The organism is Cupriavidus sp. (assembly GCF_057315035.1).
Genome location: NZ_DBHKYV010000023.1, coordinates 112,002 through 126,923, shown reverse-complemented (window position 1 = coordinate 126,923; position 14,922 = coordinate 112,002). Strand labels below are relative to the sequence as shown.

Below are 14,922 nucleotides of genomic sequence, written 5' to 3'. Positions count from 1 at the left end.
GGCTCTTATACCCAGAACCCCCAAGCCCATAAGCTTGGGGGTTTTGCTTTTGGGCGAACGGTTTATCACGATGGTTTCTTGCAGCAAGCGCTGCGCAACGATTCCAGGTATGCTGCGTTGCAGCAAATATTCCCCGAATCGACATTGATTTGCCCATACTTGTTCTTCGAACGAACCCTCGTTCCCACCCAGAAGAACTGTCCCATTAGCGCAAAACACTGTTCCGCGAATAATCCCATCTCAAGCTTCAAGCCCCAAAACGGCCGGAATCCATCACGAGATGAACTATTTCACTTCATTACAGACAAATTTCTGTCATCCGCACCTATCTACTAACTGGTAGGATTGAGCCTTATCGGAAGCATGCTTATTGAACGTTTTGCCTGCATGCAACTCGAATGCTGCAGTGCCGCATGACTCGGCGGCCCACTTGGAGGGGGCTGGTGGTTCAATGTGGGTCTGCAGAAAGGCTGTCTGATGGATACCACGATGGAAGTGGTCGTCTGCAAACATTGGCGAAACCGATTATTGTTATCGATCGGCGAAACGCCGAGCAGGCAGTAATAACAATAATTGAAGACCGAGCAGGATTTTGAGAGTACGGGGAGCAGGGACGCCATGCGGGCAGCCCTGTGCCGGCGGCGCTTGCAGCGTGGCCGGCGTTGAGTGTTACTCCAGGCCAGCGCGCTGGCGAAAGCAGGAGCCCATGGCGACAATCCGCTGAACCGATATCCGATCGTGCCTCGAGCAGGCACGCCAATTGCGTCCACGCGCGTCGTGACGTCGCCTGGTCAGGCCAGGCTCAAGAAGAACCATTCCGTTTCATCCTCGAGGAATTCGCTATGCAAGCAATGCGCGCCAGGCGTGCTTTGATTCCAGGCATGCTGGCTATTGCCGTAACGGTGCTGTCCGCCTGCGGCAAGGAAAACAAGCCCCCCGCGGCTCAGACGCCTGAAGTGAAAGTTGTCACGCTGAAGGACGAATCCGTCACGCTTGATACGTCCCTGCCGGGCCGCACCATGCCGTTCCGGATTGCCGAAGTTCGCCCGCAGGTCAACGGCATCATCCAGAAGCGCCTGTTCGTGGAAGGCAGCGACGTCAAGCAGGGTCAGCAGCTGTACCAGATTGATCCCTCGACCTACGAAGCCACTGCCAAGAGTGCCGAGGCAACGCTCGAATCGTCGCGGCTGCTGGCGGAACGTTACGGCAGGCTGGTTGGTGACGAAGCGGTCAGCAAGCAGCAGTACGCCGAAGCCCAGGCCTCATACCTGCAGGCCAAGGCTTCCGTGGACCAGGCGCATATCAATCTGCGATACACCAGGGTGCTGTCGCCGATTTCGGGTCGAATCAGCCGCTCGCTGGTGACCGAGGGTGCGCTGGTTACCAACGGCCAGGCAAACGCCATGGCGACGATCCAGCAGATCGATCCGATCTATGTGGATGTGACGCAGCCCTCTGCTTCGTTGCTGCGTTTGCGCAAGGAGCTGGCGAATGGCCAGTTGCAGAGCGCCGGCACCAATGCGGCCAAGGTAACGCTGCAATTGGAAGATGGCAGCGCGTACCCCGAGTCTGGCCGTCTGGAGTTCTCGGAAGTGGCGGTTGACCAGGGTACCGGTTCGGTCACGCTGCGCGCCGTGTTCCCGAACCCGCGCAACGAACTGTTGCCTGGCATGTTTGTGCATGCGCGGCTGTCGGAGGGCGTGAAGCAGTCGGCCATCCTCGCCCCGCAGCGAGGTGTCACGCGGGATCTCAAGGGGCAACCTACGTCGCTGGTGGTCAATGCCAATAACGAAGTGGAGCTGCGCGTCCTCAAGACCGATCGCACCATTGGCAATTACTGGCTCGTGACCGATGGCCTCAAGGCCGGCGATCGTGTGATCGTTGAAGGTCTGCAGTTTGTCCGCCCGGGTGCGAAGGTCAAGGCGACGGAAGCCGATGCGGCGCAGGCCGGCACGGCCCCGGCATCGGTGCCCGCAGCAGCAGCTTCGGCCCCCGCCGCCAAGTCCTGACAAGGACCGATGCATGAGGATTTGCCATGTCTAATTTCTTTATCGAACGGCCGATCTTTGCGTGGGTGATCGCGCTCGTGATCATGCTGGCCGGCGTGCTGTCGATACGCTCGCTGCCGGTCACGCAATATCCGGCCATTGCGCCGCCCACCATCGCCATCTCCGTGACCTACCCGGGCGCTTCGGCGCAAACCGTGCAGGACACGGTGGTGCAGGTGATCGAGCAACAGCTGAACGGTCTCGATCGACTGCGCTATATCTCGTCGGAATCGAACTCCGACGGCAGCATGACGATCACGGCAACGTTCGAACAGGGTACCAACCCCGATATCGCGCAGGTGCAGGTCCAGAACAAACTGGCGCTGGCACAGCCCCTCTTGCCGCAGGAAGTGCAGCAGCAGGGCATTCGCGTGACCAAGTCGGTGCGTAACTTCCTGATCATCGTTGGCCTGATCTCGACCGATCCGCAGACCTCGCGCGAAGACCTGTCGAACTACATCGTGTCGAACCTGCAGGATCCGATCTCGCGTACCGCGGGTGTTGGCGACTTCCAGGTGTTTGGCTCGCAGTACGCGATGCGGATCTGGCTCGATCCGGCCAAGCTCAACAGCTACCAGTTGGCCCCGCTGGATGTCAGCAACGCCATCAAGGCCCAGAACGTGCAGGTGGCATCGGGCCAGCTTGGTGGCCTGCCCGCAGTCCAGGGGCAGCAGCTCAACGCTACGGTGATCGGCAAGACGCGTCTGCAGACTGCCGAGCAGTTCGGCAACATCCTGCTCAAGGTCAATACCGATGGCTCGCAGGTACGTCTGAAGGATGTGGCCGATGTTGGCCTGGGTGGCCAGGACTACTCGATCAACGCGCAGTACAACGGCCGTCCGGCATCGGGTATCGCGATTCGTCTGGCATCGGGTGCGAATGCACTGGAAACGGTCAAGAACATCCGCAACACGCTGAACCAGCTGGAGCCCTCGTTCCCGCCGGGCATCAAGGTGGTGTTCCCGTACGACACCACGCCGGTGATTGCCGACTCGATCCATGAAGTGGTCAAGACGCTGCTCGAAGCCATCGTGCTGGTGTTCCTGGTGATGTACCTGTTCCTGCAGAATTTCCGTGCCACACTGATCCCCACGATCGCCGTGCCGGTGGTGCTGCTGGGTACATTCGGCGTGCTGGCCGCGTTCGGCTATTCGATCAACACACTGACGATGTTCGGGATGGTGCTGGCGATCGGCCTGCTGGTGGACGATGCCATCGTGGTGGTCGAGAACGTCGAGCGGGTGATGTCCGAAGAGGGACTTGGCCCCAAGGAAGCCGCACGAAAATCGATGGGGCAGATCCAGGGCGCGCTGGTCGGCATTGCGCTGGTGCTGTCCGCGGTGTTCCTGCCAATGGCTTTCTTTGGCGGCTCCACCGGGGTGATCTATCGCCAGTTCTCGATCACGATCGTCTCCGCGATGGTGCTGTCGGTGCTCGTGGCGTTGATCCTGACACCGGCGCTGTGCGCCACGATGCTCAAGCCAATCGAGAAGGGCGACCACGGCGAACACAAGCAGGGCTTCTTTGGCTGGTTCAACCGCAGCTTCATCAAGTCCACGCAGAAGTATGAGCGTAGCGTGGTGGGCATCCTGAAGCGCCGCTCGCCATTCCTGATCATCTATGTGCTGATCGTGGTGGCGATGGGCTTCCTGTTCACGCGGATCCCGACCTCGTTCCTGCCGGAAGAAGACCAGGGCGTGCTGTATGCCCAGGTGCAGACACCGCCGGGCTCGTCGGCCGAGCGTACCCAGGTCGTGCTCGACCAGATGCGCAACTACCTGCTCAACGACGAAGGCAAGATCGTTGCATCGTTGTTCACCGTGAACGGCTTCAATTTTGCCGGCCGCGGCCAGAGCTCGGGTCTTGCGTTCATCCTGCTCAAGCCGTTCAAGGACCGCGAGGGCGATGCCACCAGCGTGTTCGACCTGACCAAGCGCGCGCAGGCCAAGTTCAGCACGTTCCGTGACTCGCTGGCGTTCGCTTTCGCGCCGCCCGCGGTGCAGGAGCTTGGTAACGCCACCGGCTTCGACTTCTACATGCAGGACCAGGCTGGCCTGGGCCACGATGCATTGATGGAAGCCCGCAACAAGTTCCTTGGCCTTGCGGCCAAGAATCCGGCGCTGCAACGCGTGCGTCCGAACGGGCTGAACGACGAGCCGCAGTACGTGCTCGAGATCGATGACGAGCGCGCACGCGCGCTGGGCATCTCGCTGACCGACATCAACAGCACGGTGTCGATCGCATGGGGCTCCAGCTACGTGAACGACTTTATCGATCGCGGTCGTGTGAAGCGGGTCTATCTGCAGGGCCGTCCCAATGCGCGGATGAATCCCGAGGACCTGACCAAGTGGTTCGTGCGTAACGACAAGGGCGCCATGGTGCCGTTCTCGGCATTCGCGAGCGGCAAGTGGAGTTACGGTTCGCCGAAGCTTCAGCGCTACAACGGCGTGCCCGCGGTGGAAATCCTGGGTGAGCCGGCTGCCGGCAAGAGCTCGGGCGAGGCCATGAAGGCGGTCGAGGAAATCATGAAGGAGATGCCGCCGGGTATCGCCTATTCCTGGACTGGCCTGTCGTTCGAAGAGCGGTTGTCGGGAGCCCAGGCGCCGGCGCTCTACGCGCTGTCGTTGCTGGTGGTGTTCCTGTGCCTGGCCGCGCTGTATGAAAGCTGGTCGATTCCGTTCTCGGTGATGCTCGTGGTGCCGCTGGGTGTGGTTGGCGCACTGCTGGCCACCATCGCGCGCGGCCTGTCCAATGACGTGTTCTTCCAGGTGGGCCTGCTGACAACGGTTGGCTTGTCGGCGAAGAACGCGATTCTGATCGTCGAGTTCGCCAAGGACCTGCACGACCAGGGCAAGGGGCTGGTCGAAGCCGCGGTGGAGGCGTGCCGCATGCGGCTGCGCCCGATCATCATGACCTCGCTGGCGTTCATGCTGGGCGTGTTCCCGCTGGCCGTGTCGCAAGGCGCGGGCGCGGGCAGCCAGCATGCCATCGGTACCGGTGTGATCGGCGGCATGATCACTGCCACGGTGCTGGCCATCTTCTGGGTGCCGCTGTTCTTCGTCGTGGTGAGCGCGATCAAGGAGCGACGTCGCAAATCCGGATCGTCCTCCCTGGAAACGGGAGCTCAAGCATGAGAAAGACGCTACTTTGCCTGGCCGCCGCGGCGGCACTGACCGGTTGCAGCCTGATTCCGACGTATGAGCGGCCGGCTGCGCCGGTGGATGCAAGCTACCCGCAGGGCGACGCCTATCGTGCTAACGGCAACGACGCACAGGTGCCGCCGGCAGTGGAGCTCGGATGGCGTGAGTACTTTGCCGATCCGCGCCTGCGCCGGTACATTGAGATCGCGCTCGACAACAACCGCGACCTGCGCGTGGCCGCGCTCAATGTCGAGGCGTATCGGGCGCAGTACCGCATCCAGCGCGCCGACCTGTTCCCGGAAGTGGGCGCCACCGGCCAGGGTACGCGGCAACGCGTGCCGGCCGACCTGTCGACCACGGGCCAGCGTGTCATCAGCAGCCAGTATGGGGTGTCGCTGGGTACTACCGCATGGGAGATCGACCTGTTCGGTCGCCTGCGCAGTCTTAGCGAAGCCGCGCTGGAGCAGTATTTCTCCAGCGAGGAAGCACGCCGCAGCACGCAGATCGCACTGGTAGCAAGCGTGGCCAATGCCTACCTGACGATGCGGGCCGACGAAGCGAACCTGCAGGTTACCCGGGACACGCTTGGCACGTATGAACGCACCTACAACCTGACGAAGCGCAGCTTCGAAGAAGGGATCGCCTCGCGGCTCGACCTGCGCCAGTCGCAGACACAGGTCGAGAATGCGCGGGCATCGCTGGCACGCTATACACGTCTGGTGGCACAGGACGCCAACGCGTTGACGCTGCTGCTGGGCGCGGGCATGCCCACCGATGTGCCGGAAGGACTGAGCCTCGATCAGAAGCTGGTGGCGGATGTTCCGGCAGGCATGCCTTCGGACCTGCTGCAGAATCGTCCTGACATCCTGGCGGCCGAGCATCGCCTGAAGTCGGCCAATGCCGATATTGGTGCGGCACGTGCGGCGTTTTTCCCGCGCATCACGCTGACTGCTTCGGGTGGCACGGCCAGCCGTCAGTTGTCCGGTCTGTTCGATGCGGGTTCGGGCACCTGGCTGTTCTCGCCGCAGATCACGCTGCCGATTTTCACGGCAGGTAGCCTGCGGGCCAGCCTCGACTACGCCAAGGTCCAGAAGGACATCAACGTCGCCACGTATGAACGCACGGTGCAGTCCGCGTTCCGCGAGGTGTCCGATGGCCTCGCCGCGCGTGGTACCTACACCGACCAGCTTCAGGCGCAGCAGCGCCTGGTGGAAGCCAGCCAGGACTACTTCAAGCTTGCGGAAGGGCGCTATCGCACCGGTGTGGACAGCTACCTGACCTTGCTCGATGCCCAGCGCCAGTTGTTCACGGCGCAGCAGGCGCTGATCGATGCACGGTTGAACCAGCTGACCAGCGAGGTAAACCTGTACAAGGCACTCGGCGGCGGGCTCAACGAAGTCACCGGGCCTGCGGCCAGCGATGCCGGTGCAGCGGCGGGCAGCACCGCGGGCGGCAGCAAGTCGGCGTCATAGCCGCCGTGCGCTGAACGCGGCAACAAGGGAGGCAGCTTCGCGCTGCCTCTTTTCTTTTCAGAGCCTGCGCGTCACAGCGTGGATTTGCCGAACAGGCTTTCCAGCAGTTCCACCACGAGTTCGGCGGTCTGGTTGTGCACGTCGCGCGCCGGATTCAGTTCGAGTACATCGAGCGAGCCCAGCGCGCCGGTATCCTCAATCATTTCCAGCGCCAGGTGAGCTTCGCGATAGGTCGGTCCGCCGCGCACGGGCGTGCCCACGCCGGGCGCGATCTGGCTATCGAGGAAATCGACGTCGAAGCTGACATGCAGGTGCGTATTGGCATCGATGCCGGCCAATGCCTGCTCCATGGTCTGCCGCATGCCGTTCTCGTCGATATAGCGCATGTCATAGACCGTCAGCCCCAGTTCGCGCAGGCGCAGTTTTTCCTGGGCGTCGACGCTGCGAATGCCAACCTGGCGGATCTGTTGCGCCGACATGGCCGGGGTCGTGCCGCTGAGTGCGATCAGTGGCGCGGGGCCATCGCCGCACAGGCAGGCAACCGGCATGCCGTGGATATTGCCGGTGGGGCTGGTGCTGCCGGTGTTGGCGTCGGCGTGCGCATCGAGCCATAGCACCAGCAGGCGCTTGCCCTGTTCCCGGCAATGGCGGGCCGCCGCGCTGACGGAACCAATCGCCAGGCAATGGTCGCCGCCCATCAGCAATGGCATCTGTCCGTCACGCAGCGTGGCGTAGGTGATATCGAAGATCTGCTGGTTCCACGCGAGTACCTCGTGCAGATGCCGCATGCCATCGACCGGCGCCTGCCACGGATTGCCCGGCCCGTTGAGATTGCCGGCATCGTTGACCACCAGCCCGGTGCGGGCCAGGGCGCCGGCAATGTCGGCAACGCGCAGCGCCTCCGGGCCCATCGAAGCGCCGCGGATGCTGGCGCCGACGTCGGTTGGTGCACCGATCAGCGTGACTGGCTTCATGCATTCTCCTGGCTTTGGCGCGCGCCGGCGTGGCTTGCGCTCATGCGTTGCGAACAACGATGGCAAGCTAAAATCTTCTGCAAGTCAATAGCAAGCAGCCTATAATTCATCAATCATTGACCGTGCAATTATTGATGTGGCAATAGAAATGGCTTCAGAATCAAGTTCCGGGCACAGTAAGGCACATTCAGCGAAGTCATCGCTTGATAACGGGCAGGTGCTGCCGTTCCGCGAATCGCTGCTGGCGATGCTCGGCATTGCCTTTGTCGTCATGCTGGTGGCGTTGGACCAGACCGTGGTGGCCACGGCACTGCCGACGGTGGTGGCCGAACTGCAAGGGTTCGAGTTTTACGCCTGGGTGGCCACTGCCTATCTGCTCACATCGGTGGTGACCGTGCCGATCTTTGGCCGGCTCGGCGATCACTATGGGCGCAAGCCATTCGTACTGGCCTCGATTGTCGTGTTTCTGGTGGCATCGGTACTTTGTGGCATGGCCACGAACATGCCGCTGCTGGTGGCGGCGCGCGCACTGCAGGGCATCGGTGGCGGCATGCTGGTGGGCACTGCGTTTGCCTGTATCCCCGATCTGTTTCCAGACCCCCATGTGCGCCTGCGCTGGCAGGTGATCCTGAGCACCGCGTTTGGACTGGCCAATGCCGTGGGACCCTCGCTGGGTGGCGTCCTGACCGAATGGTATGGCTGGCGCGCGGTGTTCTATATCAACGTACCGGTGGGCCTGCTTGGCCTGATCTTCGCGTGGCGCTACCTTCCGCACCTGCGCCATCAGTCGCAGACCGGCCCGGCACGTATCGACTGGCTCGGCGCATTGCTGATTGCGGTGGGTCTGGGCAGTCTGCAATTGTCCGTGGAATGGCTGCCGGAGCGCGGCCTCGGCGTGTTGACCATCGGCCTGCTCGTGCTGTCCTGCGCGGCATTCGTGGCGCTGTGGCGTTGGTCGCATCGCTGCGCGAATCCGATCCTGCCGCTCGAGATGTTCCGTAATCCCGCCCTTGCGCCGCTTTTCGTGCTGGGGGTGCTGGGTGGCTTCACGATGTTCGCGCTGCTGCTCTATGCGCCATTGCTGTTCCAGGGCGGGTTTGGCTATTCGCCGAAGGAAGCCGGCCTGCTGGTTACGCCGCTGGTGGTTTGCATCACGGTTGGCAGTATCGTCAATGGCCGGATCATCACGCGCATTCCGCAACCCAATAGCATGCTCTATGCGGGGTTTGGCATCCTGGGGCTGGCGCTGTTGGGGTTGTCGCAAGCCACGCGCGGCATGCATCACAATCTGTTGCTGGCCATCATGTTGTGCGCGGGGCTTGGGCTTGGTTTTGTGCTGCCCAACCTGACCGTATTTGCGCAACAGACGGCGGGACGCTCGCACCTGGGTATTGCCACAGCCATGATGCAATCGTTGCGCATGGTGGGCGGGATGGTGGGTACCGCGCTGGTTGGCACGCTGGTGACGCGCAGTTACACCGCGGGTGTGACCACGGCGCTGGCATCGGCCAATGCCTCGGAGTGGACCGCCAGAATGACGGATCCGCAGATCCTGATCGACAAGACGGCGCAGGCGGAATTGCTGACCAATCTTCAGCAGGCAGGGCACAATGGAGCCTTGCTGCTGGAGCAGGCGCGGGTGTCGCTGGTAAGCGCCATTCACCTGGGCCTGTTGCTGGCGGCGATCGCGGCCCTGCTTGGCATCTGGCGTGCGCGCCGTGTGCCGCCGATCAAGCTGGCGCGGGTGCATGAGCCCGTCATGGCCGCCGACTGACAAACTGGAGACTCGATTTGGAACTGGAGCGACAAAGCCTGGCCGTATTGCAACAGTTCGGACGCACGTACCGCGCATATGCTGCCGCGTTCGAACAACGCATCGGACATCCGTTGCCGCGCTGGCGCATTCTGTTTGCGCTTTATGGTCATGAGGGGCCGATTGCGCAAAAGCCGCTGGCCGATCGCGTTGGCATGGATCCCGGTGCGCTGACCCGCCAATTGAAGGCATTGCAGGAGCTGGGCTGGATCGAACGGTCCACCAGCGAGCGCGACAATCGCATGACCAACGTCACGCTGACCGCGCTCGGCCGCGATATCGTCGATCAGGCCATGCCGCGCCGCTCGGCATTCCTGCAGGACGTGCTGGCCGATGTGTCGGAAACCACGATGCACAACCTGTCGAAGGGGCTGGCACAGCTCGAATCAGGGATTGCCGGTGCCGTTGCGCGAATCGAGCGCGACGCGGCATGAGCCGGCAGGCGTTTCCGCCGCCGAAGTTATCCGCCGCTGAAGAGCGCGGCAGTCGCCGCCGGGCTCGACGGAAAATAGAAATGGACGTAGGACGCGGTCAGGCTGCCGGCCTGGTACACCGCTTCCCCGCTTGAACCGTCACGTGGCGAGATGGCCCTGACCGCTGGCGTCATTGGCGACGCGGTGGTCGAGTAGTGGAACGTATGGCCACGCATGGTTTCGCCGGTCGCCGGCAGCGTAACGGCCTGGTGCCCGAGCGCGGCCAGGCGGCGCTGCATGGTCACCGTTCCGGGCAGCAATCCAGCCATCGCATGGGCCGCTCCCTCCTTGTCGACCAGTAGATCGAACAATGCCATCATGCCGCCGCACTCGGCCAGTATCGGCATGCCGTTCGCATGCGCGGCACGAAGTGCATTGCGCATCGGTGTGTTGGCGGCCAGCGCCGCGGCATGGAGTTCGGGATATCCGCCAGGCAGCCAAATGGCATCGCATGCTGGCAGGCCGCCATCACGCAGCGGTGAAAACCATGCAAGGCGGGCGCCGAGCGCTTCCAGCAGTTCCACATTGGCGGGGTAGATAAAGCGAAACGCATCGTCCTTCGCAACGGCGATGCATTTGCCGGCCAACAGCGCCGGCGGCGCGGGCATGGCGGCATTCTCGAAGCTGACCGCTGGCGGCATCTGCGCCAATGGCAGTTCCGCCAGTGTGTCGGCCAATCGGTCGAGGCGTGTCATCAGGTCCGGCAGCTCGTCGGCGCTCAGCAGGCCAAGATGCCGCTCCGGCAGACTTGCCGACGCATCGCGTGCCAATGCGCCGGACCATGCGATACCGGCTGGCAGACTGTCGCGCAGCATCTGTGCATGGCGTGGACTACCAACGCCATTGGCAAGGACCTGCATCGCGCGAAACGGTTCGCCGTAGGTGGCCAGGCCATGCGCAATCGCGCCAAAGGTCTGCGCCATGGCGCCGGCCTGGATGACGGCCAGTACCGGCAGGCCAAACAGCCGCGCCACATCGGCACTGCTCGGTGTGCCGTCGTGCAGTCCCATGACGCCTTCCACCAGGATCAGGTCAGCATCCCTTGCCGCGTCGGCCAGCCGCGCACGCGCGTCGGCCTCTCCGGTCATCCACAGGTCGATCGAATGCACGGGTGCGCCGCTGGCTGCCGCCAGCAAGGTCGGGTCCAGGAAATCGGGGCCGGTCTTGAAGACGCGCACGCGGCGTCCCTGGCGCGCATGCAGGCGCGCCAGCGCGGCGGTCACCGTGGTCTTGCCCTGTCCCGAGGCCGGCGCCGCTACCAGTAGTGTGGGTACCGAGCGGGCGTCGGGCGCAGGAGAGGAGGGGGCGGCAGGTGACATTGCAGGGATACAGGCGATGCATGAAGAGGCCGTCGGGCGGCGTGCCCGATTATAGCGGGCAGCTTTGACGGGATACTCAGTTCTTCGGCAGCACCATGCCCTGCAGCGCGGCGCATTCGAACAACTCGCGGTCATTGCTGACGCCAAGCTTGTGCATCGCGCAGTTCTTCTGTCGACTGATGGTCTTTACGCTCCGGCATAGCGTGGCGGCAATTTCGGTCACGGTGCGCCCGGTCAGGTACAGCCGCAGTACTTCCATTTCACGGGCGGACAATCGCTGCATGCCATCGCGTCCCACCGGCAGCATGGTGCACAGGTCGGTCGGCGCCAACGCCCGCAACGCCGATTTGCCGATGTATGTGAAGCCGCGTTGCGCACGTGCAATGGCCGTCACGATTTCGCTAAGCGGACAGTCCTTGAGCAGCAGCCCGTGCACGCGCACATCGAGGATGGTCCGTAGCACCAGCGGATTGGAAATCATCGTCAGCACGATTACCGACATGGTGGGATAGCGGCGCCGCAATGCCGTGATCAGCCGCGCGCCGTCGAGCTCGGCGGGTCCGGGCATGTGGTAATCCGTAATCACGACATCCGGGCGAACGATGTCGACCTGCTGCAGCAATTCGGTGGCACTGGCGACTTCTCCACAGACTTCCCAGCCGGTTTGCGTTTGCACCCTGGCCCGGATCGCCGCCGTAATGACGGGGTGGTCGTCGGCCAGCATAATCCTCATCGTCATCCATCGACTCCTGTCCCGTACACATGGCTCAAGTTCGGCTAGGCGCTGGCGGTAAAAAAGCGCCGCACGCTGGAAATGCGTGCGGCGCAAACGCGCAGCAACTGCGCGCATGCGATGCGCAGGATCAAACGGGAGACGATCCGGGCGTACCACGATGCCCGGCGAGATTAATGCGCGACGCCGAGAAATGGAGTAAGAGGATTCGCAAAATGCGGGAAGAACGCATGCGTTTGCGCACTCAAATGCAAGACGGCCCCGCGATGTCGCCATCGCGGGGCCGTCTTGCCGGCGCTACCGGAGCTTCGCTTTCAGGCTACGGCAAGCGGACGTACGGGTCGCTGCGCATGGCGCCGGCTGTCGATGGCCTTGAGCGGGTCGCGCAGTACGCCGGCGCCCACGTCCATGATGTCGCGCAGGGCCGCGCGGTCCGGTGCGTGCTGGGGAGTCCAGAAATGCAGCGCGGCCCAGGACGGAAAACTGGCCGGCGGCGCCAGTAGCCGCGTCTTGCGGTCGCGGGTGACCAGCGGCACGTTGAAGTCGAGCACGGGGCAGATGCCACCGGCCGCATGCAGCAGCGTGATCTGCGTGTGCCATGACGGCACCACGGTTTCACGATGACCCGGCGTACTGGCTTGCCGCGCCAGGAACGCATGCAGCGGGCTGCTGCTTTCGCAATCTTCCTGCAGCAGGATCCAGTCGCCTTCGGCCTCGTCGTTCGTGCCATTGCGGGTTGCGCTGACAAGGCGGCGCGGCGTGGCAAGAATGCTATGCGGGATCACGTTATCGGGCACGGTGGCGCCGTCGACCACAAACGCGCAATCGAGATCGCCGGTATCGAGGCTTTCACCTAGCGCTGCATCTGCAATGACGGGCCGTGTAATGAAACTGTCATGCGGAAAACGCTCGCAGAGCGTGGTCAGGATTTCCGTGATGACGGGATCGCCGATCGAGGACGAAAAGCCGATCGAGATGCGCCGGCCATTGCCAACCGCCTGGGTGTCGATATCCAGTGGTTGTACCAGTTGATTCCATTTGGCAAGGATCTGCCGCGCGGTATGTTCAAGCCGCAGTGCGTGCGGTGTTGGTTCCAGCGTGCCATTCCGCTTGACGAACAATGCGTCACCGGTGATTTCACGCAAACGGGCCAGACTGTAGGCCACCGTTGGAATGCGTCCCTGAGTGCAAGCCGCTACCGCGCTGAGATCGCGGTATTCCATGAGCAGGACGAACACATGCAATAGCTTGGTACTGACGTGCCGCATACTGACTTCTCCCGATTCGCGACTTCTGGTTCTTTTCTTGTTCTGGCGAAGCACGGCAACTTCCTGACTGCAAGCCTTACGCTGCAGATCGGAGATACCACGCAACGCATCGACGAAACATCACGAAACTGCAAAGGGGCGGGAACATCCTGTATATGCCCGGGCAATGGCACCCATCTCCTGCATGGGTTTGTCCACCTGGACCGCCGCGTCGGCAGCTGGTACCGAATGCTTGCGCGGTGGTGCGGCAGTCTCCTGCGGCAGCTCCTCTTCCTCAGGCCCGGACCCGGCAGCTTGCGACGTGACACCGTTGCTGGTGCGCGCTGCCGGACGCCTGTCTATAAGCGCCGGGAGGCGCGTCGTGCAGGCGTTTGAAATTTAGTTGTTGCGAGGAAATCTTAATACAACATTTTAAAAAGTACTAGAACTGCGTTCGATTCGATACATGTCATCTTCAAGTCAAGCCGTGTTGTTCATACAAGCGTACAAGGATGAAACCCATGTGGGACGGGCGATGCCGGTAGCAGGGCGCGCGGCGCAACACGCATTGGTGGCTGGTTGTGGTGCCCGAGTAAAGGTTTGAAGCGCGTGATCGATCCTCGATTCAGACTGATGCTTTTCCAATTTGGAATGACAAAATTTGATAAGGGCGACAATGCAAAGTCGCGCTGGATGGTGCGCGCCGGTTGCTGACCGTGCCGATGCGTTCATTCAATTTGCTTAACTCGCGTCGCGAAGACACTGAATTCCTTTTGCGCAGGCGGTGGGCTACCTTACGGGCAGGATCGGCAGGCCGTTGCGCCAGCCGCACGGAAGGCCGGCGAGCGGAGGCATTCGGTGAACAGACGTTATTCGGAGGAGCAGATCCGCATGTACCTGGCCGAGGCCGCGAAGGGCGTACCGGTAAAGGAGCTTTGCGCGCGCTACGGTTTTAGTGACGCGTCCTTCTATGGGTGGCGTGCGAAATATGGATACCGGGCGCAAAGGCCCGGCGGTGACGCGGCCGACGCAAGGCGCATGCGTCAGCTCGAGGAAGAGAACGTGCGTCTCAAGAGTATGCTTGCGGATGCGCTGCTGCAACTCGAGCTGCTGCGCAACCGTGCCGGCAGGCGTGGCAATGGCAAGGCGGACCATTGAGAAGCGCGCGGAGCGCGTCGCGTGACAGGCGGTGTCGCCGTGTGCCATGCATGCCGGAAGCTATTGCATGGCAATACGTGTGTTGCCACTGAATTCTGGAGTTTTCCTGGTGAAAAAGGTTATGGCTGCCGTCGTGGCAGCAGCATGTATCGGTCTTCCTTGTGCAAACGTTCATGCGGCACCGGCGACCGATCCGTCCACGCCGATGATCGCGCCACCGCCACCGCGCATGCTGGACCCCGCTACCTCAACGGTGGATGACCCCGACGCGACCAAGAACATGTCGCAGCGCGAGCATTGCCGTCAACTGCTGGACAAGATCAATGCGCTGCCTGCCGGGCCCCAATGGTCGCAAGGGCAATCGTCGGTGACTACCGCGGACGGGCGTACCTATTCCACACTCGAGCGGGCACCGGAACGCAAGCGACTGGAAGAAGCATTCCGCCAGGAGTGCGCGCAGGCCCGCAAGTAGTTTCCCGTGGTGGCAGCGGGTGGTCGCAGGCGGCCAGCGGCAGCATCGGTTTCATTCCGTCTTTTCTGACTGG

General features: G+C 62.5%; 11 protein-coding genes. 7 read left to right on the top strand and 4 right to left on the bottom strand.

Annotated features, from left to right (window positions below):
- Positions 1-842 precede the first annotated feature (842 nt).
- Genes ACO550_RS24540 through ACO550_RS24530 form a run of 3 tightly spaced genes read left to right on the top strand, consistent with a single transcriptional unit; the run spans position 843 to position 6,660 of the window.
- Positions 843-2,009 (top strand): efflux RND transporter periplasmic adaptor subunit, encoded by a 1,167-nt coding sequence (locus ACO550_RS24540; RefSeq protein ID WP_315594577.1) that lies wholly within the window; start codon positions 843-845, stop codon positions 2,007-2,009.
- 26 nt (positions 2,010-2,035) lie between these two features.
- Complete coding sequence (locus tag ACO550_RS24535; RefSeq protein ID WP_315594578.1) at positions 2,036-5,182, top strand: efflux RND transporter permease subunit; 3,147 nt, start codon at positions 2,036-2,038, stop codon at positions 5,180-5,182.
- The gene (locus ACO550_RS24530) at positions 5,179-6,660 is read left to right on the top strand and encodes an AdeC/AdeK/OprM family multidrug efflux complex outer membrane factor (RefSeq protein WP_315594579.1); all 1,482 of its coding nucleotides are present in this window, start codon (positions 5,179-5,181) and stop codon (positions 6,658-6,660) included. The genes ACO550_RS24535 and ACO550_RS24530 overlap by 4 nt, the downstream gene beginning before the upstream one ends.
- Positions 6,661-6,731: 71 nt before the next feature.
- On the opposite strand, the gene rocF is transcribed toward ACO550_RS24530, so the two are convergent.
- Positions 6,732-7,634 carry an arginase gene (rocF, locus tag ACO550_RS24525; RefSeq protein WP_315594580.1) on the bottom strand — a complete coding sequence of 301 codons (903 nt, stop codon included), beginning with the start codon at positions 7,632-7,634 and terminating at the stop codon, positions 6,732-6,734.
- Positions 7,635-7,782: 148 nt separating this feature from the next.
- Between rocF and ACO550_RS24520 the strand changes: the two genes are divergently transcribed.
- Both ACO550_RS24520 and ACO550_RS24515 read left to right on the top strand, forming a co-directional pair.
- Positions 7,783-9,408 carry an MFS transporter gene (locus ACO550_RS24520; RefSeq protein ID WP_485994986.1) on the top strand — a complete coding sequence of 542 codons (1,626 nt, stop codon included), beginning with the start codon at positions 7,783-7,785 and terminating at the stop codon, positions 9,406-9,408.
- 17 nt (positions 9,409-9,425) lie between these two features.
- Positions 9,426-9,881: a MarR family transcriptional regulator gene (locus ACO550_RS24515; protein ID WP_315594581.1), complete on the top strand. Its 456-nt coding sequence runs from the start codon at positions 9,426-9,428 to the stop codon at positions 9,879-9,881.
- A gap of 26 nt (positions 9,882-9,907) precedes the next feature.
- On the opposite strand, the gene ACO550_RS24510 is transcribed toward ACO550_RS24515, so the two are convergent.
- From ACO550_RS24510 to ACO550_RS24500, 3 genes are all read right to left on the bottom strand, one after another.
- Positions 9,908-11,239: a cobyrinic acid a,c-diamide synthase CobB gene (locus ACO550_RS24510; RefSeq protein WP_315594582.1), complete on the bottom strand. Its 1,332-nt coding sequence runs from the start codon at positions 11,237-11,239 to the stop codon at positions 9,908-9,910.
- Positions 11,240-11,315: 76 nt separating this feature from the next.
- The gene (locus ACO550_RS24505; RefSeq protein WP_315594583.1) at positions 11,316-11,978 is read right to left on the bottom strand and encodes a response regulator; all 663 of its coding nucleotides are present in this window, start codon (positions 11,976-11,978) and stop codon (positions 11,316-11,318) included.
- A gap of 308 nt (positions 11,979-12,286) precedes the next feature.
- Positions 12,287-13,240, bottom strand: a complete 954-nt coding sequence (locus ACO550_RS24500; RefSeq protein WP_315594584.1) for a LysR substrate-binding domain-containing protein — start codon at positions 13,238-13,240, stop codon at positions 12,287-12,289.
- Between the two features lie 837 nt (positions 13,241-14,077).
- On the opposite strand from ACO550_RS24500, the gene ACO550_RS24495 reads away from it, so the two are divergent.
- On the top strand, positions 14,078-14,377 hold the full coding sequence (locus ACO550_RS24495; protein ID WP_315594585.1) for a transposase: 300 nt from the start codon (positions 14,078-14,080) through the stop codon (positions 14,375-14,377).
- Positions 14,378-14,486: 109 nt separating this feature from the next.
- Complete coding sequence (locus ACO550_RS24490) at positions 14,487-14,849, top strand: hypothetical protein (protein ID WP_315594586.1); 363 nt, start codon at positions 14,487-14,489, stop codon at positions 14,847-14,849.
- The last annotated feature ends 73 nt before the right edge of the window (positions 14,850-14,922 follow it).

Excerpts from the sequence above, each read along its gene's own strand:
- ACO550_RS24540 (WP_315594577.1), top strand. The coding sequence starts at position 843 with ATGCAAGCAATGCGCGCCAGGCGTGCTTTGATTCCAGGCATGCTGGCT.
- ACO550_RS24535 (WP_315594578.1), top strand. The coding sequence starts at position 2,036 with ATGTCTAATTTCTTTATCGAACGGCCGATCTTTGCGTGGGTGATCGCG.
- ACO550_RS24530 (WP_315594579.1), top strand. The coding sequence starts at position 5,179 with ATGAGAAAGACGCTACTTTGCCTGGCCGCCGCGGCGGCACTGACCGGT.
- rocF (WP_315594580.1), bottom strand. The coding sequence starts at position 7,634 with ATGAAGCCAGTCACGCTGATCGGTGCACCAACCGACGTCGGCGCCAGC.
- ACO550_RS24520 (WP_485994986.1), top strand. The coding sequence starts at position 7,783 with ATGGCTTCAGAATCAAGTTCCGGGCACAGTAAGGCACATTCAGCGAAG.
- ACO550_RS24510 (WP_315594582.1), bottom strand. The coding sequence starts at position 11,239 with ATGTCACCTGCCGCCCCCTCCTCTCCTGCGCCCGACGCCCGCTCGGTA.
- ACO550_RS24505 (WP_315594583.1), bottom strand. The coding sequence starts at position 11,978 with ATGACGATGAGGATTATGCTGGCCGACGACCACCCCGTCATTACGGCG.
- ACO550_RS24500 (WP_315594584.1), bottom strand. The coding sequence starts at position 13,240 with ATGCGGCACGTCAGTACCAAGCTATTGCATGTGTTCGTCCTGCTCATG.